27 protein-coding genes are annotated in these 25,885 nt (G+C 71.6%); 18 read left to right on the top strand and 9 right to left on the bottom strand.

Annotated elements, in window-relative coordinates:
• Window positions 1–10 precede the first annotated feature (10 nt).
• Together AC529_RS00815 and AC529_RS00810 are read right to left on the bottom strand one after the other, a co-directional pair.
• Window positions 11–688 (bottom strand): prolipoprotein diacylglyceryl transferase, encoded by a 678-nt coding sequence (locus AC529_RS00815; protein WP_068753015.1) that lies wholly within the window; start codon window positions 686–688, stop codon window positions 11–13.
• The gene (locus tag AC529_RS00810) at window positions 685–1,215 is read right to left on the bottom strand and encodes a SigE family RNA polymerase sigma factor (RefSeq protein WP_068753014.1); all 531 of its coding nucleotides are present in this window, start codon (window positions 1,213–1,215) and stop codon (window positions 685–687) included. The genes AC529_RS00815 and AC529_RS00810 overlap by 4 nt, the downstream gene beginning before the upstream one ends.
• 324 nt (window positions 1,216–1,539) lie before the next feature.
• Between AC529_RS00810 and AC529_RS00805 the strand changes: the two genes are divergently transcribed.
• The 6 genes from AC529_RS00805 to era all read left to right on the top strand — a co-directional run bounded on the left by AC529_RS00805 (window position 1,540) and on the right by era (window position 6,334).
• On the top strand, window positions 1,540–1,896 hold the full coding sequence (locus tag AC529_RS00805; protein WP_068753013.1) for a histidine triad nucleotide-binding protein: 357 nt from the start codon (window positions 1,540–1,542) through the stop codon (window positions 1,894–1,896).
• Between the two features lie 178 nt (window positions 1,897–2,074).
• The gene (locus tag AC529_RS00800; protein ID WP_068753012.1) at window positions 2,075–3,124 is read left to right on the top strand and encodes a PhoH family protein; all 1,050 of its coding nucleotides are present in this window, start codon (window positions 2,075–2,077) and stop codon (window positions 3,122–3,124) included.
• 68 nt (window positions 3,125–3,192) lie between these two features.
• Window positions 3,193–3,657 (top strand): rRNA maturation RNase YbeY, encoded by a 465-nt coding sequence (ybeY, locus tag AC529_RS00795; protein WP_068753011.1) that lies wholly within the window; start codon window positions 3,193–3,195, stop codon window positions 3,655–3,657.
• Complete coding sequence (locus AC529_RS00790; RefSeq protein WP_068753010.1) at window positions 3,654–4,973, top strand: hemolysin family protein; 1,320 nt, start codon at window positions 3,654–3,656, stop codon at window positions 4,971–4,973. The genes ybeY and AC529_RS00790 overlap by 4 nt, the downstream gene beginning before the upstream one ends.
• Before the next feature lie 19 nt (window positions 4,974–4,992).
• Window positions 4,993–5,343 (top strand): cytidine deaminase, encoded by a 351-nt coding sequence (locus tag AC529_RS00785; protein WP_068753009.1) that lies wholly within the window; start codon window positions 4,993–4,995, stop codon window positions 5,341–5,343.
• Window positions 5,344–5,374: 31 nt separating this feature from the next.
• Entirely contained in the window at window positions 5,375–6,334 is a 960-nt protein-coding gene (era, locus tag AC529_RS00780; protein WP_068754344.1) for a GTPase Era, read from the top strand.
• Between the two features lie 4 nt (window positions 6,335–6,338).
• Here the strand turns inward: era and AC529_RS00775 are convergent, their stop codons facing one another.
• Window positions 6,339–7,079 carry an IclR family transcriptional regulator gene (locus AC529_RS00775; protein ID WP_068754342.1) on the bottom strand — a complete coding sequence of 247 codons (741 nt, stop codon included), beginning with the start codon at window positions 7,077–7,079 and terminating at the stop codon, window positions 6,339–6,341.
• Between the two features lie 604 nt (window positions 7,080–7,683).
• Between AC529_RS00775 and leuA the strand changes: the two genes are divergently transcribed.
• Window positions 7,684–9,387, top strand: a complete 1,704-nt coding sequence (leuA, locus tag AC529_RS00770; RefSeq protein WP_068753008.1) for a 2-isopropylmalate synthase — start codon at window positions 7,684–7,686, stop codon at window positions 9,385–9,387.
• A 96-nt stretch (window positions 9,388–9,483) separates the two neighbouring features.
• Here the strand turns inward: leuA and AC529_RS00765 are convergent, their stop codons facing one another.
• Window positions 9,484–10,215, bottom strand: coding sequence for a CAP domain-containing protein (locus tag AC529_RS00765; RefSeq protein ID WP_332307030.1), 732 nt, complete (start codon window positions 10,213–10,215; stop codon window positions 9,484–9,486).
• Between the two features lie 307 nt (window positions 10,216–10,522).
• On the opposite strand from AC529_RS00765, the gene recO reads away from it, so the two are divergent.
• The 4 genes from recO to AC529_RS00745 all read left to right on the top strand — a co-directional run bounded on the left by recO (window position 10,523) and on the right by AC529_RS00745 (window position 13,820).
• Window positions 10,523–11,254 (top strand): DNA repair protein RecO, encoded by a 732-nt coding sequence (gene recO, locus AC529_RS00760; RefSeq protein WP_068753006.1) that lies wholly within the window; start codon window positions 10,523–10,525, stop codon window positions 11,252–11,254.
• Complete coding sequence (locus AC529_RS00755) at window positions 11,251–12,099, top strand: isoprenyl transferase (protein ID WP_068753005.1); 849 nt, start codon at window positions 11,251–11,253, stop codon at window positions 12,097–12,099. The genes recO and AC529_RS00755 overlap by 4 nt, the downstream gene beginning before the upstream one ends.
• Complete coding sequence (locus AC529_RS00750; RefSeq protein ID WP_068753004.1) at window positions 12,099–12,899, top strand: SGNH/GDSL hydrolase family protein; 801 nt, start codon at window positions 12,099–12,101, stop codon at window positions 12,897–12,899. The genes AC529_RS00755 and AC529_RS00750 overlap by 1 nt, the downstream gene beginning before the upstream one ends.
• Window positions 12,900–13,016: 117 nt before the next feature.
• Window positions 13,017–13,820: an SGNH/GDSL hydrolase family protein gene (locus AC529_RS00745; RefSeq protein WP_068753003.1), complete on the top strand. Its 804-nt coding sequence runs from the start codon at window positions 13,017–13,019 to the stop codon at window positions 13,818–13,820.
• A gap of 12 nt (window positions 13,821–13,832) precedes the next feature.
• Here AC529_RS00745 and AC529_RS00740 read toward each other — a convergent pair whose 3' ends face one another.
• The 4 genes from AC529_RS00740 to AC529_RS00725 are packed head-to-tail and all read right to left on the bottom strand — an operon-like array spanning window position 13,833 to window position 16,314.
• Window positions 13,833–14,222 (bottom strand): Fur family transcriptional regulator, encoded by a 390-nt coding sequence (locus AC529_RS00740; RefSeq protein ID WP_068753002.1) that lies wholly within the window; start codon window positions 14,220–14,222, stop codon window positions 13,833–13,835.
• Window positions 14,219–15,112 (bottom strand): metal ABC transporter permease, encoded by an 894-nt coding sequence (locus AC529_RS00735; RefSeq protein WP_068753001.1) that lies wholly within the window; start codon window positions 15,110–15,112, stop codon window positions 14,219–14,221. Before AC529_RS00735 ends, AC529_RS00740 begins: the two co-directional genes overlap by 4 nt.
• Window positions 15,105–15,926 (bottom strand): metal ABC transporter ATP-binding protein, encoded by an 822-nt coding sequence (locus AC529_RS00730; RefSeq protein ID WP_068753000.1) that lies wholly within the window; start codon window positions 15,924–15,926, stop codon window positions 15,105–15,107. The genes AC529_RS00735 and AC529_RS00730 overlap by 8 nt, the downstream gene beginning before the upstream one ends.
• A gap of 31 nt (window positions 15,927–15,957) precedes the next feature.
• A complete protein-coding gene (locus AC529_RS00725; protein ID WP_068752999.1) occupies window positions 15,958–16,314 on the bottom strand; it encodes a DUF6703 family protein in 357 nt (118 codons plus the stop codon).
• A 290-nt stretch (window positions 16,315–16,604) separates the two neighbouring features.
• On the opposite strand from AC529_RS00725, the gene AC529_RS19885 reads away from it, so the two are divergent.
• The 5 genes from AC529_RS19885 to AC529_RS00705 all read left to right on the top strand — a co-directional run bounded on the left by AC529_RS19885 (window position 16,605) and on the right by AC529_RS00705 (window position 20,662).
• Complete coding sequence (locus tag AC529_RS19885; RefSeq protein ID WP_157080017.1) at window positions 16,605–16,760, top strand: hypothetical protein; 156 nt, start codon at window positions 16,605–16,607, stop codon at window positions 16,758–16,760.
• A complete protein-coding gene (grrM, locus tag AC529_RS00720; RefSeq protein WP_083947832.1) occupies window positions 16,721–17,914 on the top strand; it encodes a cyclophane-forming radical SAM/SPASM peptide maturase GrrM/OscB in 1,194 nt (397 codons plus the stop codon). Before AC529_RS19885 ends, grrM begins: the two co-directional genes overlap by 40 nt.
• Window positions 17,911–18,744, top strand: coding sequence for a glycosyltransferase family 2 protein (locus AC529_RS00715; RefSeq protein WP_068752997.1), 834 nt, complete (start codon window positions 17,911–17,913; stop codon window positions 18,742–18,744). The genes grrM and AC529_RS00715 overlap by 4 nt, the downstream gene beginning before the upstream one ends.
• 57 nt (window positions 18,745–18,801) lie before the next feature.
• A complete protein-coding gene (locus AC529_RS00710; protein WP_068752996.1) occupies window positions 18,802–19,101 on the top strand; it encodes an antibiotic biosynthesis monooxygenase family protein in 300 nt (99 codons plus the stop codon).
• 172 nt (window positions 19,102–19,273) lie between these two features.
• Window positions 19,274–20,662 (top strand): glycine--tRNA ligase, encoded by a 1,389-nt coding sequence (locus AC529_RS00705; RefSeq protein WP_198156248.1) that lies wholly within the window; start codon window positions 19,274–19,276, stop codon window positions 20,660–20,662.
• 68 nt (window positions 20,663–20,730) lie between these two features.
• On the opposite strand, the gene trhA is transcribed toward AC529_RS00705, so the two are convergent.
• Window positions 20,731–21,405 (bottom strand): PAQR family membrane homeostasis protein TrhA, encoded by a 675-nt coding sequence (trhA, locus tag AC529_RS00700; protein WP_232306598.1) that lies wholly within the window; start codon window positions 21,403–21,405, stop codon window positions 20,731–20,733.
• 462 nt (window positions 21,406–21,867) lie between these two features.
• On the opposite strand from trhA, the gene ppdK reads away from it, so the two are divergent.
• Together ppdK and AC529_RS00690 are read left to right on the top strand one after the other, a co-directional pair.
• Window positions 21,868–24,543 (top strand): pyruvate, phosphate dikinase, encoded by a 2,676-nt coding sequence (gene ppdK / locus AC529_RS00695; protein WP_068752993.1) that lies wholly within the window; start codon window positions 21,868–21,870, stop codon window positions 24,541–24,543.
• Between the two features lie 283 nt (window positions 24,544–24,826).
• Window positions 24,827–25,801, top strand: a complete 975-nt coding sequence (locus tag AC529_RS00690; RefSeq protein ID WP_068752992.1) for a YdcF family protein — start codon at window positions 24,827–24,829, stop codon at window positions 25,799–25,801.
• The last annotated feature ends 84 nt before the right edge of the window (window positions 25,802–25,885 follow it).

Raw genomic sequence — 25,885 nt, 5'->3', positions numbered from 1 at the left:
GGCGAGGGGGTCACCGGGTGCTGCCATCCCCGGAGAGCGTGGGCGAGGAGGACGGCGTCTCCCCCGGGTCGCTGGGACGCGGGGACGAGGAGACGCCGTCCTGCTCGTCGTCTGCGGAGGGCGGGGAGGACGGCGTCTCCTCGCCCTCCTCGGCAGCGGGAGAGCCCGAGGGGCAGGGACGGGTGTCGTCGGAACGGCTGCTCTCGGCGCGGTGCGCGTCGTCGTCCCGGCTCCTGGGGGTCGCCGTGCAGGAGGGCTGCTGGGACTCCTCCGGGGAGCTGGTCGCCTCCGGAACGGACGGCGACGCTTCGGAGTGGGGCGGGACGGGCTGGAAGGGCACGCCGCCGGCCGGGGGGGCCACCGCGCCGTCCCCGTCGTGGGGCTCCTGGCCCAGGCTCGGCGGAGGGTCCTCGGCCTGTCGGCTGTCCGAGGCGGAGACGAACGACCCGGGCAGCACGTGGTCGCGGATCTGCGGAGTGCCCAGCAGGACCGATCCGGCGATCAGCACGGCCGCGCAGACGGCGACGACGGGACGGAACCACACCAGCCCGGACCAGGGGAACAGGCGCCTGCGTTCGGTGCGGGCCCGGATGCGCTCCAGCGCGTCGTGGGAGATGGGGATGCTGTCGGCCTCGGCGCGCAGGGCCGCCCGAAGCCGCTCTTCGAAGTCGTCGAATTCTTCGGTCATGTCGTCTGCTCCAGGAGCTTGCGGAGCGTGGAGATGCCGCGCGCCGTGTGGCTCTTGACCGCACCGCGGCTGATACCCATGGCGTCGGCGATCTGGGCCTCGGAGAGGTCCCCGTAGTACCGCAGGACGATGGCTTCCCGTTGCCGTGTCGGCAGGGCGCGCAGGGCGTTGACCACGTCGGCGCGCTCCAGTTCACCGAGGGCCCCGTGCTCGGCGCTGGGGGCGTCGGGAAGCGCTTTGGGGGCGTGCTTCTCGACGACGGCCCGGTGCCGCAGGACGGACCGGGCCTTGTTGACCACCGACTGGCGCAGATAGGAGAGCGCCTTGTTGGGATCGCGCAGCCGCCGCCAGGCTCCGTGCATGGCGACGAACGCGTCCTGTACGACTTCTTCGGCGGTGGCGACATCGCGGACGAGGAGGGCGGCGAGCCGCACGAGGGGACGGTAGTGGGCCGAGTAGAGCTGCGTCACCGCTTGGTCGGCGTCCCACCTGACCGACACCGTCGCTGCGGGCGCTCCCGCCACCATGGTTTCAGTCACGTGGTTAGGACGCGGCCCCTTCTCGCCGGGTTTACGAAAGGCCATGCCGTTCTTCTCGCTCGGTCGGAGACTGGTGTTTGCTGGAGAAGGCGCCCATGACCTCCTTCGGTGTCCGGGGGCGCGGTCGGCGCGCCGGCCCCCTCCGTGGCAGTCGGGGGCCGCGCGAACTACCAGGATAGTGGCGGAGGCGGTACCGCAGGCCCGGTTGCGCGATCCGAGGGCGGGCGGCCCTCACCGCCGCCCCCGGTGCGGGACTCCGGCATGATGGGGAGCCGGAAGAGCGCCCCGCGCTCTTCGGAGAAGGGAGGAGCGGTGACCGACAGTCGGTCCGACTGCCTGTTCTGCAAGATCGTCACGGGGGAGGTGCCCGCCGAGGTCGTCCGGGAGGGAGAGCGCACGCTCGCCTTCCGCGACATCAACCCGCAGGCGCCCACGCACGTGCTGATCGTTCCGCGCGAGCACTACCCCGACGTGGCCAGCGCCGGGGCCGCCGGGGTCGGCGTCGTCGACGAGATCGCCCGCGAGGCGCGGGAGGTCGCCCGGGCCGAGGGCATCGCGGAGAGCGGGTACCGCCTGGTCTTCAACACCGGCCCCGGGGCCGGGCAGACCGTGTTCCACGTCCACGGCCACCTGCTGGGCGGACGCGGTCTACAGTGGCCTCCCGGGTGAGCGGGCGGCCCCGGGGCCGCCCCCGTCCGGCGGGCGGCTCCGGGGCCGGAGAAAACCCCTCGGGGACTGCGGTGCCGGTTGGTAGAATCGCAGTTGGAACGGAGAGGCCGTAGTGGCCTCTGTGACATGGCCTCCGGAGACGCGAAAGGCAGGGGCGAGACGGCCGCAAGGCCCCATCATGGTCGAGTCAACGTACGCAAACACCCAGGTCAAGGTCGTCGTCCCCGAAGAGCAGATGATGATCCACCTGCTGGGCTCCGGAGACGAACTGCTCCGGGTGGTCGAGAACTCCTTCGACAGCGACATCCACGTCCGGGGCAACGAGATCACGATCAGCGGTCGGCCCGAGGACAACGCCCAGGTGGTGCGGCTCATCGAGGAGCTCCTCCGGTTCGTGGAGAACGGGACCCAGATCACTCCCGACGCGATCGAGCGGGTCCTGGCCATGCTCCGCTCTCCCTCCGACGGTGAGCGACCCGCCGACGTGCTGACGATGAACATCCTGTCGGCCCGCGGGCGCACCATCCGGCCCAAGACGCTGAACCAGAAGCGCTATGTCGACGCGATCGACAGGCACACCATCGTCTTCGGGATCGGTCCCGCGGGAACCGGCAAGACCTACCTGGCCATGGCCAAGGCCGTCAAGGCGTTGCAGGCCAAGGAGGTCAACCGGATCATCCTCACCCGCCCCGCAGTCGAGGCGGGCGAGCGGCTGGGCTTCCTGCCGGGCACCCTCTACGAGAAGATCGACCCCTACCTGCGTCCGCTCTACGACGCGCTGCACGACATGATCGACCCCGACTCCATCCCCAAGCTGATGTCGGCGGGGACGATCGAGGTCGCACCGCTGGCCTACATGCGCGGACGCACCCTCAACGACGCCTTCATCATCCTGGACGAGGCGCAGAACACCTCTCCGGAGCAGATGAAGATGTTCCTCACCCGGCTCGGCTTCGGCTCCAAGATCGTGGTCACCGGTGACATCACCCAGGTCGACCTGCCCAGCGGCCAGTCGAGCGGACTGAGGACCGTCGAGACCATCCTCGACGGCATCGAGGACATCTGCTTCTGCCGGCTCACCAGCAACGACGTGGTCCGGCACAAGCTGGTCGGAAAGATCGTGGACGCCTACGGCAGGCACGAGGCGCAACAGCTCCAGAGACAGGGCAACGGTTCCACGGGACGCAGGGCGAACCGCTCCGACGGGACGGGCCCCGGAGCTGGTTGACCCCGCGGCGCGGCCCGCGCCGCGGGAGCATCCTGCTGACCCCAACGGAATTGAGGCCGGTAACAGCTATGAGTATCGACGTCGCGAACGAGTCCGGCGTCCCCGCCGACGAGGAGCGGCTGGCCCGCCTGGCGCAGTACGTGCTGGACGCCATGCGGGTCCACCCCCTCGCGGAGCTGTCGGTGCTCCTCGTCGACGAGGAGCCCATGACGGATCTGCACGTCCGGTGGATGAACGAGCCCGGTCCCACCGACGTGCTCTCCTTCCCCATGGACGAGCTGCGCCCCGGAGCGCCCGGGCGGACCTCCGAGCCGGGAATCCTCGGAGACGTGATCATCTGCCCGCAGGTCGCCGCCCGCCAGGCGGAGCAGGCCGGGCACAGCATGCAGGACGAGATCGACCTGCTGTGCACCCACGGGATCCTGCACCTGCTCGGCTACGACCACGCCGAACCCGACGAGCACCGGGAGATGTTCGGCCTCCAGAACGAACTCCTCGCGGGCTGGCGCCGGAGTCTGGAAGAGAACCAGTGAGCGGGGCCGCCGGCACGGGGATCGCCTTCGGCCTGGCGGTCCTGCTCACCGTCGGAGCGGCTTTCTTCGTCGCGGCCGAGACCGCACTCAGCCGGGCCATCCGGCTGGGCACGGACCCGGTGGACCGCGACCGCCCGGGCGCGCGCCGCCTGGCGCGGATCACCGCCGAGCCCGCCCAGCACCTCAACACGGTGCTGCTGCTGCGGGGCGGCTGCGAGGTCACGGCCGCCCTGGCGCTGGCGGTCGGCTTCTTCGGCTGGCTCGGCCTGACCTGGCCCGTGGCCGTCCTGACCGCGGCGGTGGCGGTGGTCGCCGACTACGTGCTGGTCGGAGTGGTCCCGAGGCTCCTGGCGCGGCGCTTCCCGGTCCTGGTGGCCGGGCTCGGCGCGGCCGTGGTGCGCCCCGCGGCGGCGGTGCTGGGACCGCTGGCCCGGCTCCTGGTGGCCGCCGGGCAGCTCCTCGTGCCGGGCGGCGGCGCCGACCGCGAGGGTCCCTTCTCCAGCGAGGAGGAGCTGCGCCACCTGGTGGACCTGGCCGAACGGGGGCACGTCATCGACCCCGAGGAGCGCCAGATGATCCACTCGGTGTTCCAGCTCGACGACACCACCGTGCGCGAGGTGATGATCCCGCGCACCGACATCGTCTTCCTGGACGCCGACGTCTCCGTCACCGATGCCCTGGAGAAGGCGCTGAGCAGCGGCTACTCCCGCATCCCGGTGATCGGGGAGAGCCTCGACGACATCGTCGGCATCGTCTACCTCAAGGACGTCGTGGCGCGCATGCACGACGCCTGGCGGGCCGACGGCGGGTCCCCCGACCCGGGGCGCACGGTCCGCGACATCATGCGCGAGCCCACCTACGTGCCCGACTCCAAACCGGTCGACGAACTGCTGCGGGAGATGCAGCAGCAGCGCATCCACCTGGCGGTGGTGATCGACGAGTACGGCGGCACCGCGGGAATCGTCACGATCGAGGACATCGTGGAGGAGATCGTCGGGGAGATCACCGACGAGTACGATGACGAGGTTCCGCCGATCGAACGCCTGGGCGAGGACCGCGCGCGGGTCACCGCGCGGCTCCCGGTGGGGGAGCTCGCCGAACTGTTCGCCGTGGCGATCGACGCGCCGGACGTGGACACCGTCGGCGGCCTGCTCGCCTACGCGCTCGGCCGGGTCCCGGTCCCCGGCTCCCAGGCCGACTACGCAGGGCTGCGCCTGGTGGCGGAGGACCCCGCACGCCGCCGCCGCAAGACCGCCACGGTCCTGGTGGAGCGGCTGCCCGCTCCCGCGGAGCCGGCGGAGCCAGAGCAGACCTGACCACAGGAGGCAGTTTTCCGTGAGCGAGACCACCCACGACATCCAGGACCCCGAGGACGCCAAGCTGATCACCCTGGCCCGCTCCTCGCGCGCCCGCAACGGCGCGGCCGAGGGCGCGGCGGTGCGCGACGAGACGGGCCGCACCTACGTGGCCACGACCGTCGCCCTGCCGTCGCTTCAGCTCAGCGCCCTACAGGCCGCCGTGGCGGCCGCGGTCTCCAGCGGCGCGCAGCGCCTGGAGGCGGCCGCGGTGGTGGGCGAGGCCGCGGAGTGGACGGCGGCCGACCGCGCGGTGGCGGCCGACCTCGGCGCCGCGACCCTGCTGCTGGCCGCGCCCGACGGCACCCCCGTCCAGGTGGAGCAGGCGTGAACGGTCGCGTGAACCGGTGAGACTGGAGACCATGGACGATCTCGACAGCACCCCGCCGCTTCCGATGCCCACCGGCAAGGAGGGCTACCGCAGCGGTTTCGTCTGCTTCGTCGGACGCCCCAACGTGGGCAAGTCGACGCTGATGAACGCCCTCGTCGGGCAGAAGGTGGCGATCACCAGCAACCGGCCGCAGACCACCCGGCGCACCGTGCGCGGCATCGTGCACCGCCCGGACGCGCAGTTGATCATCGTGGACACCCCGGGCCTGCACAAGCCGCGCACCCTGCTGGGGGAGCGGCTGGACAGCCTGGTGCGCTCCACCCTGGTCGAGGTCGACGTGATCGGGTTCTGCATCCCCGCCGACGAGCCCATCGGACGCGGCGACACCTACATCGCCCGGGAACTCGCCCAGCAGAAGGAGACCCCGGTCGTCGCGATCGTCACCAAGACCGACAAGGCCGAGCGGGCGCAGATCGTCGAGCAGTTGCTGGCGGTCTCCCGGCTGGGGGACTGGGCCGACATCGTGCCGGTCTCCGCCGAGAGCGGCTTCCAACTGGGCGAGCTCACCGACGTGCTCTGCGGCCACCTGCCGGAGGGGCCGCCGCTGTACCCCGACGGCGACCTCACCGACGAGCCCGACGAGATGCTGGTGGCCGAACTGGTCCGGGAGGCCGCCCTGGAGGGGGTGCGCGACGAGCTGCCGCACTCCATCGCGGTGGTGGTCGACGAGATGGCGCCGCGCGCGGGCACCAAGCCCGGACGCGAGCTCATCGACATCCACGCCTCGCTGTACGTGGAGCGCCCCAGCCAGAAGGCGATCGTCATCGGCGCGAAGGGCTCCCGGCTGCGTGAGGTCGGCACCCGGGCGCGCAGGCAGATCGAGGCGCTGCTGGGCAGCCGCGTCTACCTGGACCTGCGGGTGAAGGTCGCCAAGGACTGGCAGAGCGACCCCAAGCAACTGCGCCGCCTCGGCTTCGACCAGCAGGTCTGAGCGGTCAGCCGGAGGACTGCTGGTTGAGGTCGTCGGCCAGCTCCTGGGCCACCCGGCGCACCACGGGTGCGGCCTTGGCCACGAAATCCCAGGTCATCCGGGATTCCGGGCCGGAGATGGAGATCGCCATCATCGCCGGGCCGCCCAGGATCGGCACGGCCAGGCAACGCACGCCCACCTCCTGCTCCCCGTCGTCGATGGCGTAGCCGCGGCTGCGCACGCGGGCCAGTTCGGCGGCGAACTCCTCCGGGGTGGTGATGGTGCGGTCGGTGGCCGCGGGCATCCCGGTGCGGCGCACCACGGCCAGCGCCTCCTCCTCGGGCAGTTGCGCGAGCAGCGCCTTGCCCACCCCCGCCGAGTGCGGCAGCACCCTGCGGCCGACCTCGGTGAACATGCGCATCGCATGGGCCGAGGGCACCTGCGCCACGTAGACGACCCGGTCGCCGTCGAGGATGGCCAGGTTGGCGGTCTCGCCGAGCTCGTCCACCAGGTGCGCCAGGTGCGGGCGCGCCCAGGCGCCCAGGAGGCGGGAGGCGCTCTCGCCCAGGCCGATCAGGCGCGGCCCCAGGGCGTAGCGGCGCGACGGCAACTGGCGCACGTAGCCGTTGCCCACCAGGGAGCGGACGATGCGGTGGATCGTGGGCAGCGGCAGCCCCGAGGAGTGCGCGAGCTCGCTGAGCGAGGTCTCCCCGCCCGCCTCGGCCATGATCTCCAGCAGGGCGAACGCACGGTCCAGAGACTGCACCCCGCCGCGCTCCCGCTTGGCCGGGGCGACGGGGGTCCCGTTCATGTCGTCGAGTCCGGCGCCACCGGTAGCTGTCTGTGACGTGGTCAAAGGAATCAGCTCCCATCGCCGTGACCGACCGGGTGACGGCCACATGAGTTCTCGGGACCCTCATTGTGGGATACCCGGGGGCCGGTCCGCGGGTACCGCGCCCGTGTTGCGCGGGTAAAACCCCACCGGTCCGCGCCTGTGCGCCCGCCGGGGCGGGGACGGCGGCGGCCCGGTGTCCTTCCGAAGTGTAGAAGTCGGCATCCGTCATGCGGAAGTGCGGCGGGCGATTCCGTGGCCGCGGGGCGGGTGCGGGGAACGTGGTGTTCCCGACAGCGGCTGCCTGCGCAGACGCGGTGGCGCCGACCACCGGAGCGGATGAGTAGCCTCGGAGGGCGGGGGTTGCTGCCGCGCCTGTGGGAACAGTCTGCTAACGTTACTGCTGTCATGCTGCGCGAGCTGCTCCTGCTTAGCGGCCGCGGCGGGGGCCGATAGGCCGGCTCCCTCGCCGCGGAGGTTCGACCTGTCCGCTGTCGGCCGCACGACCGCAAGAGATCTTTTTCGGAGCTTTCCTTCCATGATTCCGCAGCAAAAGCCCAGTGGCATGCCCTTCCACCGCTACCAGCCGTTCAAGCCGGTCGACCTGCCCGACCGCACCTGGCCCTCCAAGACCATCACCAAGGCCCCCCGGTGGCTCTCCACCGACCTGCGTGACGGCAACCAGGCGCTGATCGAGCCCATGGACGCCCGGCGCAAGAGCGAGATCTTCGACCTGCTGGTCCGCATGGGCTACAAGGAGATCGAGGTCGGCTTCCCCGCGGCCAGCCAGACCGACTACGACTTCGTGCGCTACCTGATCGAAGAGGACCGCATCCCCGACGACGTGCAGATCTCGGTGCTGACCCAGGCGCGCGAGGAGCTGATCGAGCGCACCGTGCAGAGCCTGGTCGGCGCCAAGCGGGCCACCGTGCACCTGTACAACGCCACCGCGCCGGAGTTCCGCCGGGTGGTGTTCGGCGTCAACCGCGAGGAGTGCAAGGGCATCGCCGTGGAGGGCACGCGGCAGGTGCTGAAGTTCGCCGAGCAGTACCTGGGCGACACCGAGTACTTCGGCTACGAGTACTCGCCGGAGATCTTCATCGACACCGAGCTGGACTTCGCACTCGAGGTGTGCGAGGCCGTCATGGACGTCTACCAGCCCGGTCCGGACCGCGAGATCATCCTCAACCTGCCCGCCACGGTCGAGCGCGCCACCCCCAACGTCTACGCCGACCAGATCGAGTGGATGAGCCGCAACCTGTCGCGGCGCGAGTACGTGTGCCTGTCGGTCCACCCGCACAACGACCGCGGCACCGGCGTGGCCTCGGCGGAGCTGGCCGTGATGGCGGGCGCCGACCGCGTCGAGGGCTGCCTGTTCGGGCACGGCGAGCGCACGGGCAACGTCTGCCTGGTGACCCTGGGCCTGAACCTGTTCAGCCAGGGCGTCGACCCGATGATCGACTTCTCCGACATCGACGAGATCCGCCGCGTCGTCGAGCACTGCACCCAACTGCCGGTCAGCCCCCGCCACCCCTACGGCGGCGACCTGGTGTACACCGCGTTCTCCGGCTCCCACCAGGACGCCATCAAGAAGGGCTTCCACGCGCTGGAGGCCGACGCCGCGGCGGCGGGCGTCCCGGTGGACGAGTACCGGTGGAACGTGCCGTACCTGCCGATCGACCCCAAGGACGTCGGCCGCACCTACGAGGCCGTCATCCGGGTCAACAGCCAGTCCGGCAAGGGCGGCGTCTCCTACGTCCTGCAGCGCGACTACTCCATCGACCTGCCGCGCCGCCTGCAGATCGAGTTCTCCCGGGTCGTCCAGGGGTACACCGACGCCGAGGGCGGCGAGTTCAGCGGCGAGCGCATCTGGGAGATCTTCACCGACACCTACCTGTCCGAGGGCATGGTCGGGATCATGGCGCACCGCTCCGAGACCACCGGCGACGGCGAGTACCGCATCAGCGCGGACGTGCGGCTGCGCGACGAGATCCGGGAGATCTCCGGCACCGGCAACGGTCCGATCTCCGCCTTCGTGGACGCGCTGGCCGGCGTGGGCCTCAAGGTCCGGGTGCTGGACTACAGCGAGCACGCCCTGAGCGAGGGCGGCGACGCCCGCGCCGCCGCCTACGTGGAGGCCGAGGTCGACGGCCGCGTCCTGTGGGGCGTGGGGATCAACAGCAACATCACCACCGCCTCGCTGAAGGCGGTGTGCAGCGCGATCAACCGCGCCCAGAGCTGATCCCACGACGACGGCCGGGCGCGGTGCGGGGCTTCCCGCACCGCGCCCGGCCGTTCGCGTTCACCGGACCGGTGGCGCCGCCGGACGCGGCGGCGGTCACTCCCGGCCGAACATCTGGGTCCAGGCGCCGTTGGACTCGCCCACGCCCAGGGCGCGGTTGTTGCAGTTGAGGATGTTCTGGCGGTGGCCAGGGCTGTTCATCCAGTCGCGCATGACCTCTTCGGCGCGCTGGCCCTTGGCGACGTTCTCACCGGACCAGGCGGTGTAGCCCTGGGCCCGGGCGCGGTCGGCGGGGGAGCGGCCGTCCAGGCTCGTGTGGGACATGTAGTTGTTGCGGTCCATGTCCTCGCTGTGCAACTGGGCGGCGGCGGTCAGCCGGTCGTCCGCGCGGACCGGAGGACAGCCCGCCTCCGCACGCTCCTCGTTGACCAGCTGGAAGACCTGGGCGCTCAACGTGGTCATGGACCCGGTGGAGCCGCCGGAGGACGACGAGCCCTCGCCGCCCGACCCGCCGCGGCCTCCCCCGGAGCCGCCGGAACCGGAGCCGGAGCCGCCCCCGGAGGACGAGCCCTCGCCGCCGGAGTTGCTCACCTCGGCCCGGGTCTCCACCCCGTCGAGCCGCTGCTCGGCCCGGACGGTCGGAGAGGGCGCGGCGGAGGGCTCCGCGGCCCCCTGCGACGGTTCGGTCGCGGGGAAGAACTCGGTGGGCAGGGCGTCGTTGGGGAGCAGTGAGTCGGGCGCGTGGGCGAGCGGGTCGCCGTTGGGCAGCGTCACCGAGCCGAGCAGCAGGACGGCGGCCAGGGCCAGCCCCACGGGGACGGAGACCACGGCGGCGATCAGTGGGCCGCGCCAGCGGCGGCGGGGACGGGAAGCGCGTCGTTTCCGGGAGTGGGCGCGGCGCCGATGCGACCGGGAGCTGCGTGAGGGCAGCTCGTCCTCGGGCATTCGCCTGCCTCCGTTCGTGTGCGGGACCCCAAGGGTCGGATGTCGGATTCTCCTGCCTTGGGGGATGATCGTAGACGAAAATAGCGCTTAAAGTGTTACTCAGTCGATATCCGTTCCATGGTTGTCGATGACCGGATCCGGGAAAGGTGTCGGGGTCGCCCTGGTGGAGGGCGTCGGCGACAATGGGAGAGTGAGCCTCTACCGCGACGAGGGCATCGTCCTGCGCACCCAGAAACTGGGTGAGGCCGACCGCATTGTGACCCTGCTCACCCGGCGTACCGGGCTGGTCCGCGCGGTCGGCAAGGGAGTCCGCCGTACCAAGTCCCGCTTCGGTGCGCGCCTGGAGCCGTTCAGCCACGTCGACTTGCAGCTCTACACCGGCAGGAACCTGGACGTGGTCACCCAGGCCGACACCCTGCACGCCTACGGCGGCGTCCTGGTCGCCGACTATCCGCGCTACACCGCCGGAACCGCGATGCTGGAGACGGCGGAGAAGATCGTGAGCGTGGAGAAGGACCCGTCGCTGCGGCAGTTCCTGCTGCTGTGGGGCGGGCTGCGCACGCTCGCCGAGGGGGTCCGGGAGCCCCGCCTGGTCCTCGACGCCTACCTGCTGCGCTCCCTCGCTGTCGCCGGGTATGCCCCGGCTTTGGAAGAATGTGCCCGCTGCGGCTCGCAGGGCCCGCACCGGGACTTCGCGGTGCACGCCGGGGGTATGGTGTGCTCGCTGTGCCGTCCCGCAGGCACGGTGAAACCGTCCCCCGCGGCGGTGGCGCTGATGGCCGCGCTGCTGCGGGGCGACTGGGAGACCGCCGAGGCCAGTGCCGAGCGCGACCGCACCGAGTGCAGCGGCCTGGTGGCCGCCTACCTCCAGTGGCACCTGGAGAACGGAATCCGATCTTTGCGCCTTGTGGAGCGTGCGTGAGTCCCAACACCGCCTTCTCGTCCCGGACCGCCCGACAGGAGCCGGTCCCGCCGCGACCGCACCCCAGCGGCGCCCGGCCCCCCGAACTGCCCCGGGAGCTGATCCCCCGCCACGTGGCCATCGTCATGGACGGCAACGGCCGGTGGGCCAAGCAGCGCGGGCTGCCCCGCACCGAGGGCCACAAGGCGGGCGAGTCCTCCCTCTTCGACGTGATCGAGGGGGCGCTGGAGCTGGGCGTGCCCTACCTGTCCGCCTACGCCTTCTCCACCGAGAACTGGAAGCGCTCGCCCGACGAGGTGCGCTTCCTCATGGGCTTCAACCGCGACGTGATCCGCCGCCGCCGCGACGAACTGCACGCGCGCGGCGTCCGGGTGCGCTGGGCGGGCCGGCAGGGGCGGCTGTGGAAGAGCGTCATCAAGGAGCTCGCCGACGCCGAGGAGCTGACCAAGCACAACACCAAGCTCACCCTTCAGTTCTGCGTCAACTACGGGGGCCGCGCCGAGATCGCCGACGCCGCCGCCGCGCTGGCCCGCGACGTCGCCGCGGGCCGCCTCGACCCGAAGCGGGTCACCGAGGCCACGCTCGCCCGCTACCTGTACCAGCCGGACATCCCCGACGTGGACCTGTTCGTGCGCTCCTCGGGCGAGCAGCGCTTCTCCAACTTCCTGCTCTGGCAGTCCTCCTACGCGGAGTTCGTGTTCCTCGACACGCTCTGGCCCGACTTCGACCGGCGGCACTTCTGGCACGCCTGCGAGATCTACGCCAGCCGGGACCGCCGCTACGGGGGAGCCGAACCCAACCCGGTGGAACCGCCGCCGTCCTCCGCGGACGCGGGGGAGCGCTGATGGGCGCGATCGGCCCCGGGATCCCGGTCGACTACGTGGCCGTCGGCGACAGCTTCACCGAGGGCGTGGGCGACTGGTACCCCGACGGCACGCCGCGCGGCTGGGCGGACCGCTTCGCCGCGCACCTGGCGCGGTACTCGGGCCAGGTGCGCTACGCCAACCTGGCCGTGCGCGGCAAGCTGCTGCGCCAGGTGATGGAGGAGCAGTTGCCCCGCGCGGTGGAGCTGCGCCCCACCCTGGCGACGCTGAGCGCGGGCGGCAACGACCTGCTGCGGCCGGGCGGCGACCCCGACCGGCTGGCGCGCGCCCTGGAGATCGGGGTGCGCAGGCTGCGCGCGGTCGGCGCCGAGGTGGTGCTGTTCACCGGCGTCAACATCTCCACCGGGTACATGCGGGGGCTCATCGGCCGGTTCGCCCGCTACTACCTCAACATCCGCGCCATCGCCGACCGGCACGGCTGCCACCTGGTCGACCAGTGGTCCATGGCGGTGCTGACCGATCCGCGGGCCTGGGACGCCGACCGGCTGCACCTGTCCGCGGAGGGCCACCGCAGGCTGGCGCTGCGGGTGTGCGAGGTGCTCGGCGTGCCCACACAGGAGCGCTGGGACGAGCCCTGGCCCGAGGCGGAGCCGCTGCCGCGGTCGCGGGCGCTGCGCGAGGACGCGCGCTGGGTGCGCGAGCACCTGGCGCCGTGGGTCCACCGGCGGCTGACCGGCCGCTCCTCCGGCGACTCGGTCACCGCCAAGCGCCCCGACCTGGAGAAGTACCGGCCCGAGGAGCAGTTCGAAGCGAGCGGCTGAGCCGGGTCCGCGCCGCACCGCGGCCCGCCGGGAACGGTGTGAGGAGTCCGACAAGAGTCGGCGGTCCCGAAACTTACTGTCGCGTAACCATGGATTCGCGATGCATCATCGTCTACCATGAGCGGCTTTCAGATCGGGAAGGACATCCTCTCCTACGTGGCCCTCGGCGACAGCTTCACCGAGGGCCTCGACGACCCCTACCCGGACAGCGCGGACACCCCCCGCGGCCGCTACCGCGGCTGGGCGGACCGCTTCGCCGAACACCTGGCCCAGCACACGGGCGAGCTGCGCTACGCCAACCTGGCCGTGCGCGGCAAGCTGCTGCGCCAGATCCTCACCGAGCAGTTGCCCCGCGCGGTGGAACTCCGCCCGGACCTGGTCACCCTCTGCGGGGGCGGCAACGACATCCTGCGCCCCGGATCGGACCCCGACGCGCTCGCCGACGCCTTCGAGACGGGGGTGCGCAGACTCCGCGACGCAGGGGCGGACGTGGTGGTCTTCACCGGGTTCGACACCGGGTTCCAGCCGGTCATGAAGCACCTGCGGGGCAAGGTCGCGACCTACAACATGCACCTGCGCGCCATCGCCGACCGCTACGGCTGCGCGGTGGTGGACCTGTGGAGCATGAAGATCTTCCAGGACCGCCGGGCCTGGAGCAGCGACCGGCTGCACCTGTCCGCGGAGGCGCACCGCAGGCTGGCGCTGCGGGTGTGCGAGGTGCTCGGTGTGCCGGCCGAGGGGAACTGGGACGAGCCCTGGCCCCCGGAGCCGCCGCAGCCCTGGCGGCGGGCCCGCCAGGAGGACCTGGTGTGGGCGCGCCAGCACCTGGTGCCGTGGATCCACCGGCGGCTGACCGGCCGCTCCTCGGGCGACGGGCTCCAGCCCAAGCGTCCCCACCTGGAGCCGCTCGTCCGGCGCTGAGGCGCCGCCGGGTCAGTCCTGCGACCGGGAGGCCGCGCAGTCGGAGCAGGTGCCGAACAGCTCCAGCGTGTGGGTGAGGTCGACGAAGCCGTGCTGGGCGGCCAGTTCGTCCGCCCAGCTCTCCACCGCCGGCCCCTCGATCTCCACGGCCTTGCCGCAGGAGCGGCAGACCAGGTGGTGGTGGTGGGTCGGGGTGGCGCAGGCCCGGTAGACGGCCTCGCCCTCGTCGGTCATCAGGACGTCGACCTCGCCCGCGTCGGTGAGAGCCTGTAGGGCCCGGTAGACGGTGGTCAGTCCGATCTTGGCGCCGTCGGCCCGCAGAGTGGCGTAGAGATCCTGGGCGCTGCGGAAGCCGCTGCTCCGGTGCAGCGCCTGACGGACGGTCTCGCGACGTGTACTCATGACGAAACGCTCCCGGGATCGGTCCCGGAAATGGTACCCACCGCGGGCGGGGAAACCTCCTCCGGGGTGATGCGGGACCGCCTGCCGCGCAGCAGGATCCCGCCTCCCGCGGCCGCGACGAACACCGCGATCGCGACCAGCACGATGGCGGCGCCCGGGGCGGTGTCGGTGTAGAACGCGGTGGACAGCCCGGTCAGGGCGGCGAGCACGCCGAGCAGCACGGACAGGCACACGGTGGCCCGGAAGCTGCGGGCGAGCTGCTGGGCCGCGGCCACCGGCACCACCATCAGGGCGCTGACCAGCAGCACCCCCACGACCCGCATGGCCAGGACCACGGTGACCGCCGCGACGACCGCGATCACCGTGCTCAGCAGGCGCACCGGGAGCCCGTGCGCGCGGGCCACCTCCTCGTCCTGGCACAGGACGAACAGCTCCCGCCCGAAGTAGCCCATCACCGCGAGGACGGCCGCGGCCAGGAGGGCGACCACGAGCACGTCCTCCTCGCTCACCGTGCTGACCGAGCCGAACAGGAAGGACGTGAGATCGGCGCTGTTGACCCCCGGGGCCAGCCCGGTCAGGAACACACCCCCGGCGATGCCGCCGTAGAACAGCAGCGCCAGGGCGAGGTCGCCGCTGGTGCGGGTGTGGGTGCGCACCAGCTCGATGAGGACCGCCCCGAGGGCGGAGACGACCAGTGCGGTCAGCACCGGGGAGTTGCCCGTGAGGAACCCCAGGCCCACGCCGGTCAGGGCGACGTGCCCGATCCCGTCGCCCAGCAGGGCCAGGCGGCGCTGCACCAGGAAGACCCCGATGACCGGGGCGGTCAGGCCCACCAGCGCGGAGGCCACGAGGGCGCGGACCATGAAGTCGAGTTGGAGGATCTCAGGCACTGCGGGGGACCTCGACGACGGGGAGGGCCGACGGCCTCCGGTCGGCGTCGGCGTGCGGGTGGACGTGGTCGTGGCCGGGAGCGGCGCAGTCGCCCTCGGGGGAGTGCGGCGCGCCGTCGCCGACCAGCGTGCCGTTGTCCAGGGTGAGCGCGCGGCCGATCAGCGGCTGGAGCGGGCCGAGTTCGTGCAGGACCAGCAGGACGGTGGCCCCCCGCTGCGACAGCGCCTCCAGGGTGCGGGCCAGCGCCTGCTGGTTGGCGGCGTCGACGCCGGCCATGGGCTCGTCCATGACGAAGATGTCGGGCTCCCCGGCCAGGGCGCGCGCGATGAGCACGCGCTGCTGCTGGCCGCCGGAGAGGCCGTACACGGAGTCGTCGGCGCGGTCGAGCAGGCCCACGGCGGCCAGGGCGTCGGAGACGGCCGCGCGGTCCCGCGCGGAGGCGGGACGGAACCGGCGGCGCCGGTTGATCCGGCCGGAGGCCACCACCTCGCGCACGGTCGCGGGGACGCCGCCGCCCACGGACAGCCGCTGCGGCACGTACCCGATGCGCGCCCAGTCGCGGAAGCGGCGCAGCGGGGTGCCGCAGATCGAGACCCGGCCGGAGGTGAGCGGGACCAGGCCGAGCAGGGCGCGGGTCAGGGTGGACTTGCCCGACCCGTTGGGGCCCATGACGGCGACGGTCTCGCCCGGGGCGATCTCGAAGGAGACGCCGCGCACCACGGGTCTGCGGTCGTAGGACACGACGACGTCGTGCGCGGCGAAGGCGGGAACGACGGGTGCGGCGGGTGCGGCGGGCTGTGTGGATGACGACACTACTCCAGTGTCGCGAAAACGAAAATGATTGTCAAAACATCCCGGACTGGAGCACCCCGAGGCCGAGCAGCACCGCCACCACCGCGCACCGCATGGCCCGCTCGGCCCCCGACAGCCGGGGCCAGGCCAGGTAGCCCAGCCAGGCGAAGAAGGCGGCCAGCAGCACCAGCAGCAGCGCGCCCGCGATCCCGGGCAGCAGCAGGCCGGAGAAGAACACCCCGACCACCGCCACCGGCAGCACCCACCTGGGTGCGTTGTGCAGGACCAGCAGCGGGACCGCGCTGCGCTCCTCGACCGTGCGGCGCAGACGGGACGCTCCGGGGGCGGACGGCTCCCCCGCCGGGGAGCGGCGGTCGGCGGGCTCGGGACGGTGCTGTTCGGGGGACAACCCGGCTCTCCTCCACGGCGTTCGGGGCGACGGTCCAAGAGTACTGAGTCCGGCGCCGCCCGCCCCGGCCGTGCGGGCCGCCGTCCCCGCCCCTCCGCCGGGGCCCGCGCCCCGGCGCGTCCTCGGAGATCTTCATCAAAAAGAATGAAAAATCCTCTGGAGAAAATTTCTTCGGGCCTTGACCTTCTGCGCTGCGGCACCGGGACCTAGACTGAACGGTGTCCCCGGAACCGGAGAATTGTGAGACCCCGATGGCTGTGTTCCCTGAGCCCAAAGGCTCCCCTCTGCCGATGGCCGCACGAATCGGTCAACTGCGGGAGGCGCTGGGCGCCCCCGAAAACTCCGGACTGCTCGCCGAACTGCTTCCCGCGCGCGTCTCCCCGACCGGCGAGACGGCGGTCCAGGAATGGTCGGACTGGGTGCAGTTCACGCAGTGGTACGAGTAGAAACCCCTGACGCGCCCGCGGCGGAACCCCGGCGGACGCTGGTCGTCCTCCAGCCGACGACCTTCTGCAATCTCGACTGTTCGTACTGCTATCTTCCCGAACGCCACCGGACCGTGAAAATGCGCCCGGAAGTACTGCGCGCCGTGTGTTCGGGAATTCTCTCCAGTTCACTGGTCGGGGATTCAGTGGTGTTCCTGTGGCACCTCGGTGAACCCCTGGCGATGCCGCGGGAATTCTACGAGGAGGCTTTCGAGACCGCCGCCCGTGCCGCCGAGCGCCACGGGCGGCGGGTCCAGCACGGTTTCCAGACCAACGCCACACTGCTCGACGGCGCCTGGGTGGATCTCATCCGGCGGCACCGGGTCGGCATGGGAGTGAGCGTGGACGGCCCGGCGTTCATCCACGACCGGGTCCGCACCACCCGCAGGGGCGGTCCCACGCACGCCGCGGTGATGCGGGGGGTCGGGCTGCTCCAGGAGGCGGGGATCGGGTTCGGCGCGATCAGCGTCCTGACCGACTTCACCCTGGACCACCCCGAGGAGTTCTACGACTTCTTCGTCGACCACGGGATCAGGGAGGTCGGGTTCAACATCGACGAGATCGAGGGGGTCAACCGCACCTCGTCACTGGGCTCCGCCGACTCCACCGAACGCTACGAGGAGTTCCTCGCCCGCCTGCTGGAGCGTGCGGAGCACCACCGGGGAGCCGTCAAGATCCGCGAGGTGTGGACGAACACCGCCGCACTGGCCTACGGCGGCGCGGACCCGGTGAACACCACCAACCAGCCCTTTCACATCTTCAACGTGGACCACCTGGGCAACGTCAGCACCTTCTGCCCCGAACTGGTCACCGCGCGTGCGGCCGACGGTGCGGGGTTCGCGATGGGGAACCTGGTGGACCGGCCCCTGGACGAGATGCTCGAGCACCCCACCTTCCGGGGGGTCCGCGACGAGATCGCGGCCGGCGTCCAGAAGTGCCGGGAGACGTGCGACTACTGGGCGTTCTGCGGGGGCGGGTCCCCGTCGAACAAGTTCTTCGAGACCGGCCGCTTCGACGTCGCCGAGACGCGGACCTGCCGGGTGCACAAGAAAGCCACCGTCGACGTGCTGCTGCGGCACCTGCAACGGCGCACCGGATCGGCCCTCGCACCGTGACCGTCCCCGTCGTCGTCTTCGCCTTCCGCCGCCCGGACCTGCTGGAGCAGACCCTGGCGGCGCTGCGGGCCGACGGGGTCCCGCTCCTCATCGCCTTCAGCGACGGTCCGCGCGACACCGGGGACGTCCCCGGTGTCACGCAGGTCCGGCGCCTGCTGCGTGAGGTGTCGTGGTGCCCGGTGGAGGTCCACGAGCGCCCCGTCAACCTGGGGCTGGGGCGTTCCGTGGTGGACGGGGCGAGCCGGGTGCTGGACCGGTACGAGGCCGCGATCTTCGTCGAGGACGACCTGGTGTGCCAGCAGGGCGCCTACACCTACCTGACCGCCGCGCTCGAGCACTACGCCGACGACCCGCGGGTGATGAGCGTGACCGCGTGGACCCACCCGCGGATCACCCCCGACGGTCTGGACGGACGCCCCTACTTCGACGGCAAGGCCGAGTGCTGGGTCTGGGGGACCTGGCGGCGCGCCTGGGAGGGGATGGACCGCCCCGCCGTGGAGACCATGGAGCGGTGCGCGGCCCGGGGCGTCGACATCGAACGCTACGGCAGCGACATGCCCAAGATGGCGGCCGAGGCCGGTCCGCGCAACCTCTGGGCGGTCGGCTGGTGGTACCACCACATGCTGTCGGGGGGACTGTGCCTGCGCCCCCCGCACTCCCTGTGCGAGCACACCGGGTGGGACGAGCGGGGGACCACGGTCACCCCCGGGGCGCTGCGGTGGCGCAACCCGCCGCTGCGCCCGTGCCCTCCGGTTCCCGAGCGCTGGCCCGAGCCGGCCGAACACCCCGACTGCGCCCCCCTGTGGCGCGCCGCCGTCGACGGCGGATGAGGGCCCCGGAAGGCCGGCGGGTGCCCGCCTGCGCCGCCGCTGTGGCAGCATGGCCGGGTGATCGTCATCACCAGGCACACCGTTCCCCCCGAGGACGCCGACGACTTCGCCGTCCGCGCCGCGACCGCGCTGGAGGCCCTGGCCCGCAGGCCCGGCTACCGCCGGGGGTCGCTGGCGCGCGCCGTGGACGACCCCGCCCTGTGGACGCTCGTCACCGAGTGGGAGGGGCCGGGCTTCTACCGCCGGGCGCTGTCGGACTTCGACGTCAAGGTCTCCGCGGTGCCGCTGCTGTCCACCGCCCACGACGAGGCCAGCGCCTTCGAGGTCCTGGCGGAGCAGCCCCCCGCGGCGGGCTGAGGCCCCGGGGCGGCCCGGCGGCCCGCACCCCGGTGACCGCGGAAAACGGTCACATCACCGGATGAGCGAAGACGTCTGCGGGTCCAATAGGCTTGGGGAGCTGTATCCACTTCGAGCGTCGCGCCTTCCCGCGATCCGCCGACCGCCAGCCGGATGGATGGAGACAACAACTATGGCCGCCAAGTCAGAGGCAATGGACACCCTCGTCAGTCTCGCCAAGCGTCGTGGACTGGTCTACCCGTCCAGCGAGATCTACGGAGGTCTGCGTGCCTCATGGGACTACGGCCCGCTGGGCGTGGAGCTGAAGAACAACATCAAGCGCCAGTGGTGGCGCGCGATGGTCCAGGAGCGCGAGGACGTCGTCGGCATCGACTCCAGTGTCATCCTGGCCCGTGAGGTCTGGGAGGCGTCCGGGCACGTCGAGGCGTTCGTCGACCCCCTCACCGAGTGCCAGTCCTGCCACAAGCGCTTCCGCGCCGACCACCTCGCCGAGGCGTACGAGGCCAAGCACGGCCGCGAGCCCGCCGGGGGCCTGGCCGACCTGAACTGCCCCAACTGCGGGGCCAAGGGCGCCTTCACCGAGCCGCGCATGTTCAACGGCCTGCTCCGCACCTACCTGGGCCCCGTGCAGGACGAGAGCGGGCTGGCGTTCCTGCGCCCCGAGACCGCCCAGGGCATCTTCATCAACTACAAGAACGTCGAGCAGTCGGCCCGCCGCAAGATCCCGTTCGGTATCGGCCAGATCGGCAAGTCGTTCCGCAACGAGATCACCCCGGGCAACTTCATCTTCCGGACCCGCGAGTTCGAGCAGATGGAGATGGAGTTCTTCGTCCGGCCCGGCACCGACGAGGAGTGGCACGAGTACTGGATCGACGCCCGCATGCAGTGGTACGTCGACCTGGGCATCAACAAGGACAACCTGCGGCTGTACGAGCACCCGAAGGAGAAGCTGTCCCACTACTCCAAGCGCACCGTCGACATCGAGTACCGGTTCAACTTCGTCGGCAGCGAGTGGGGCGAGCTGGAGGGCATCGCCAACCGCACCAACTTCGACCTGTCCACGCACTCGGAGAAGTCGGGCACCGACCTGTCCTACTTCGACCAGGAGAACAACGAGCGGTTCGTCCCCTACGTCATCGAGCCCGCGGCGGGTGTCGACCGGGCGATGCTCACCTTCATGCTGGACGCCTACTCCGAGGACGAGGCGCCCAACGCCAAGGGCAAGATGGAGAAGCGCGTCGTCATGCGGCTCGACCCGCGCCTGGCCCCGGTCAAGGCGGCGGTGCTGCCGCTGTCGCGCAACGCCGACCTGTCGCCCAAGGCCCGCGACCTGGCCGCGCAGTTGCGCAAGCGGTGGAACGTGGAGTTCGACGACGCCGGCGCGATCGGCCGCCGCTACCGCCGCCAGGACGAGATCGGCACCCCGTTCTGCGTGACGATCGACTTCGAGACCCTGGAGGACAACGCGGTCACCGTGCGCGAGCGCGACTCCATGGCCCAGGAGCGCATCTCCCTGGACCGGGTCGAGCAGTACCTGTGGGAGCGGCTGCCCGGCTGCTGACCCGCAGACCGGCACGGGAGGGGCCCCGGACCGCGCGGTCCGGGGCCCCTCCCCTGTTCCGGGCCGCCTCAGCCCGCCGCGTGGACAACGAGGAACACCGCGACGTACTGGCAGACGAAGGCCGCGATGGTCAGCACGTGGAAGATCTCGTGGAAGCCGAACCAGCGCGGCGCGGGGTCGGGGCGCTTCAGGGCGTAGACCAGCGCGCCCAGGCTGTAGAGGATGCCGCCGGCGAGGACCAGCACCAGCGGGGCGGTGTCGACCCCCCGGACCAGGTCGCCGAGGAACAGCAGCGCCACCCAGCCCAGGGCCAGGTACAGCGCGGTGGACAGCCAGCGCGGGGCGTTGAGCCAGAACATCGTGAACAGCACCCCGGCGGCGGCGCAGCCCCAGATCAGCGCGAGCATCGCGGTGCGCAGCGAGCCCTCCAGCACCAGCAGCACGAACGGCGTGTAGGTGCCGGCGATGATCAGGTAGATGTTGGAGTGGTCCATCCGGCGCAGCGCGGCCGCGGTCCGCGGCGACCAGCGGCCCACGTGGTAGGTGGCCGAGGTGGCGAACAGCAGGACCGCGCTGAGGCCGTAGACCGCGCTGGCGAACCGGGCGGCGGCGGTGGGCGCGAAGCAGACCAGGACGATCCCCGCCGCCAGGGCCAGGGGGGCGGTGCCCAGGTGCAGCCAGCCGCGCAGGCGGGGCTTGGCCGCGTGCAGCAGGTCGGACGCTGCCGCCTCGACCCGGTCCAGCGGCCCGGTGGTGTCGGGGGAGACGTGCGGGTTCTCTGCTCTGGATCGGTCCTCAGACTGCACGGTCACGCTCTTCTTCGCCGCCTCTGAATCTCCGGACGCCCGTGGGCCTTCTGTCTGGAGAGTAACTTACGCCTACGTAGGTTACTCATTGGTACAACTGTGGCGCTGGGCACATTCCGGGGGTGTCGGGTGGTGTTGTGGACCAGTTCCGGGGGTAGCTGCGGGGGTGAGTGGTCTAGATCTGCTCTGACCTCTGGTTCTGAGGGTCACTGGCGACGGCTGGCGGAGGGGTTCGGGGTATGAATCAGTACAGAACAGACAGACCATTGGTTTAAACCACTCAACAGCTTCTGACCTGCGTAAACACTAGAATGGGGGGTGTGCTGAGCAAAGTTGCTGGACGGTGTCGGGTAAAGTCGCGCCATCCCAGGTCGCCCGGCCGTGACAAAAGGAGTTCCCGTGCCCAAGTACGTCTACGAATTCGCCGAGGGGAACAAGGACCTCAAGGACCTCCTCGGGGGTAAGGGTGCGAACCTCGCCGAGATGACCAACCTCGGTCTCCCGGTCCCCCCGGGGTTCACCATCACCACCGAGGCGTGCCGGCACTACCTGGAGCACGGCACGATGCCGCCGGGGCTGGACGCCGAGATCGAGGAGAAGCTGGCCGCGCTCGAGGCGAAGATGGGCAAGCGCCTGGGTCAGCCCGACGACCCGCTGCTGGTGAGCGTACGCTCCGGCGCCAAGTTCTCCATGCCCGGAATGATGGAGACGGTCCTCAACATCGGCCTCAACGACGACTCGGTCAAGGGGCTGGCCGCCCAGTCCGGCAACGAGCGCTTCGCCTGGGACTCCTACCGCCGCCTCATCCAGATGTTCGGCAAGACCGTCCTGGGCATCGACGGCGAGCTGTTCGAGGAGGCCATCGACGTGCTCAAGGCCGGCAAGGGGGTCACCAGCGACCTCGACCTCAACGCCGACGACCTGGCCGGACTCGTCGAGACCTTCAAGGACATCGTGCGGGAGGAGACCGGCGCGGAGTTCCCCACCGACCCGCGCGAGCAGATGCGCCTGGCCATCGAGGCCGTCTTCCAGTCCTGGAACGCGCCCCGCGCCGTCCTCTACCGCCGCCAGGAGCGCATCCCCGGCGGGCTGGGCACCGCCGTCAACATCTGCTCCATGGTCTTCGGCAACCTCGGCATGGACTCGGGCACCGGCGTCGCCTTCACCCGCGACCCTGCCACCGGCCAGCAGGGCGTCTACGGCGACTACCTGCAGAACGCGCAGGGCGAGGACGTCGTCGCGGGCATCCGCAACACCGTCCCGCTCTCCGAGCTGGAGCGGATCGACCCCAAGAGCTACGCGGAGCTCCTCTCCATCATGGAGAAGCTGGAGACGCACTACCGCGACCTGTGCGACATCGAGTTCACCATCGAGCGCGGCAAGCTGTGGATGTTGCAGACCCGGGTCGGCAAGCGCACCGCCGCGGCGGCCTTCCGCATCGCCAACCAGCTCGTCGACCAGGGGCTGATCACCCTGGAGGAGGCGGTCGGCCGGGTCACCGGCGACCAGCTCGCCCAACTGATGTTCCCCCGCTTCGACGAGAAGGCCGAGCGCGACCGGCTGGGCCGGGGCATGAACGCCTCCCCCGGCGCGGCCGTGGGACGCGCGGTGTTCGACTCCTACACCGCCATCAAGTGGTCCCGCAGCGGCGAGGCCGTCATCCTGTGCCGCCGCGAGACCAACCCCGACGACCTGGAGGGCATGATCGCCGCGCGCGGCATCCTCACCAGCCGCGGCGGCAAGACCTCGCACGCCGCCGTGGTCGCCCGCGGCATGGGCAAGACCTGCGTGTGCGGCGCCGAGGAGCTCGACATCGACACCAAGAACCGCCGCATGGTCGCCGCCGACGGCCGGGTGGTCGAAGAAGGCGACGTCATCTCCATCGACGGCACCACCGGCGAGGTGTTCCTCGGCGAGGTCCCGGTCGTGGCCTCCCCGGTCGTGCGCTACTTTGAGGGCGAGCTCGACCCGGACTCCGCCGAGGCCGACGAGCTGGTCCGCGCGGTGCACCGGTTCATGCAGTACGCCGACGCCGCCCGCCGCATGGATGTGCGCGCCAACGCCGACACCCCCGAGGACGCCGCCCGCGCCCGCCGCATGGGCGCCCAGGGCATCGGCCTGTGCCGCACCGAGCACATGTTCCTCGGCGACCGCCGCACCCTGGTGGAGCGGCTCATCCTCGCCGACACCGACAAGGAGCGCGAAGAGGCCCTGGCCGCCCTGCTGCCCTTGCAGCGCGAGGACTTCACCGGCATCTTCGAGGCCATGGACGGGCTGCCCGTCACCGTGCGCCTGCTCGACCCGCCGCTGCACGAGTTCCTGCCCGACATCACCGAGCTGTCGGTGCGCGTGGCGGTGGCCGAGGCCCGCGGCGAGGAGCACGAGGGCGACCTGCGGCTGCTCCAGGCCGTGCACCGGCTGCACGAGCAGAACCCGATGCTGGGCCTGCGCGGCGTGCGCCTGGGCCTGGTGGTCCCCGGCCTGTTCACCATGCAGGTCCGCGCGATCGCCGAGGCCGCCGCCGAGCGGATCAGGCAGGGCGGCCGCCCGCGCCCCGAGATCATGATCCCGCTGGTCGGCACCGTCCAGGAGCTGGAGATCATCCGCGACGAGGCGGTGCAGGTCATGCGCGAGGTCGGCGAGGCCCACGGGGTCGAGCTCGACTTCCCGATCGGCACCATGATCGAGCTGCCCCGCGCGGCGCTGACCGCCGGGCAGATCGCGGAGAGCGCCGAGTTCTTCTCCTTCGGCACCAACGACCTCACCCAGACCACGTGGGGCTTCTCCCGCGACGACGTGGAGGCGTCCTTCTTCTCCAACTACCTGGAGAAGGGCGTGTTCGGCGTCTCCCCGTTCGAGTCGCTGGACGTCGACGGCGTCGGCCGACTGGTGCGGATCGCCGCGGAGGAGGGCCGCGCCACCCGGCCCGGCCTCAAGCTCGGCGTCTGCGGCGAGCACGGCGGCGACCCGGCCTCGGTGCACTTCTTCCACGAGGTGGGGCTGGACTACGTCTCCTGCTCCCCGTTCCGGGTGCCCGTCGCCCGGCTGGAGGCGGGGCGCGCCGCCGCCCGGTAGCCCGCGGCAGGGGGACGCTTAGACGCTCCGTCCGGGCCCCGGGTTCGCCCCCCGGGGTCCGAACCCCGCCAATGGCTGATAGTGGACATACCGCCGTGGTGATCGTGTCCCTCTCATAGCATTGACCTCGGGAAGCGTGATCCGGGCCGGTCCCGGCGGTGCGCGGCCCCGGTCAGGGCGGCGCCGACCGCACGGGCGCACCGTGGCCGCCCGTACCCGCGGCAGGGACCCTGCCCGTGCCCCGGGGAGCGGTACCGCACGACCGTGCTCGATCGGCCAGGGGGTGAAAGTGCGCGCGACCGGCGACGGACCTGAGAGGGGGAACCGGGGGGAGCCTGACGACGAGGCCACCCGGGTGTTCCCCAGGCCCGCCCCCGCCGCCGAGCCCACCGCCCGGTTCGAGCGGGACGGCCACGACGACCGGGCCAGGACGTTCGTCCGGCCCGCGGACGGCTTCGGGGCCGCCCGCCCCGGCGGCCCCGCGGACGAGGCCACCCGGCGGTTCGCCCGCGACGAGGAGCCCGCACCGCGCCGCCCCGAGCCCCGGGAAGCCGTTCCCGAGGACCCCTTCGGCGCCGGGGACCCCGGCGACACCCGCACCCTGCGCCGTCCCGCCCGCGAGGGCTCCCGCAGGATCCGCCCGGGGCGGCTGGTGCTGCGCGCCCTCGCCCTGCTCGTGCTCGTCGCGGTCCTGCTGCCCGTCGCCACCTGGGGCTGGGTCTGGTACACCGCCCGCCAGGACCAGCGCCCGCCCTCCGACGCGATCGTGGTGCTGGGCGCCAGCCAGTACAACGGCCGCCCCTCCCCGGTCTTCGAGGCCCGGCTGAGCCACGCCGCCGAACTGTACGCGGAGGGGGTGGCGCCCGTCGTGGTCACCGTCGGCGGCAGCCAGCCGGGCGACAACTACACCGAGGGCGACAGCGGCGCCCGCTGGCTGGTCGAGCAGGGGCTGCCCGAGGACAGCGTCGTCCCCATCGGGGAGGGCAGCGACACCCTGGAGAGCCTGGAGCTGGTCGCGCGGGTCTTCGAGGAGCAGGGCTGGCGCAGCGCCGTGATCGTCAGCGACCCCTGGCACTCGCTGCGCTCCCGGGAGATCGCCGAGGACTTCGGGATCGAGGCCGCCACGTCCCCCGCCCGCTCGGGCCCCGCCGTGCGGGAACGCGAGACCCAGCTCTGGTACATCACCCGCGAGACCGCCTCGCTGTGGCACTACTGGGTCTTCGGCGAGAGCGCCACGGTCCGCGTCGACGCGCTCTGATCCGGCGGCCGCGGCGCGCCCGGGAAACACCGAACTTCCCTCACAAATCTCCATAAAGTGGGGCAGAAGGTACTGGCGCGTCGT

Source organism: Thermobifida cellulosilytica TB100, from assembly GCF_001517975.1.
In the GTDB taxonomy this organism is placed as follows: domain Bacteria; phylum Actinomycetota; class Actinomycetes; order Streptosporangiales; family Streptosporangiaceae; genus Thermobifida; species Thermobifida cellulosilytica.
This window is presented reverse-complemented; position numbering and strand designations above follow the sequence as displayed.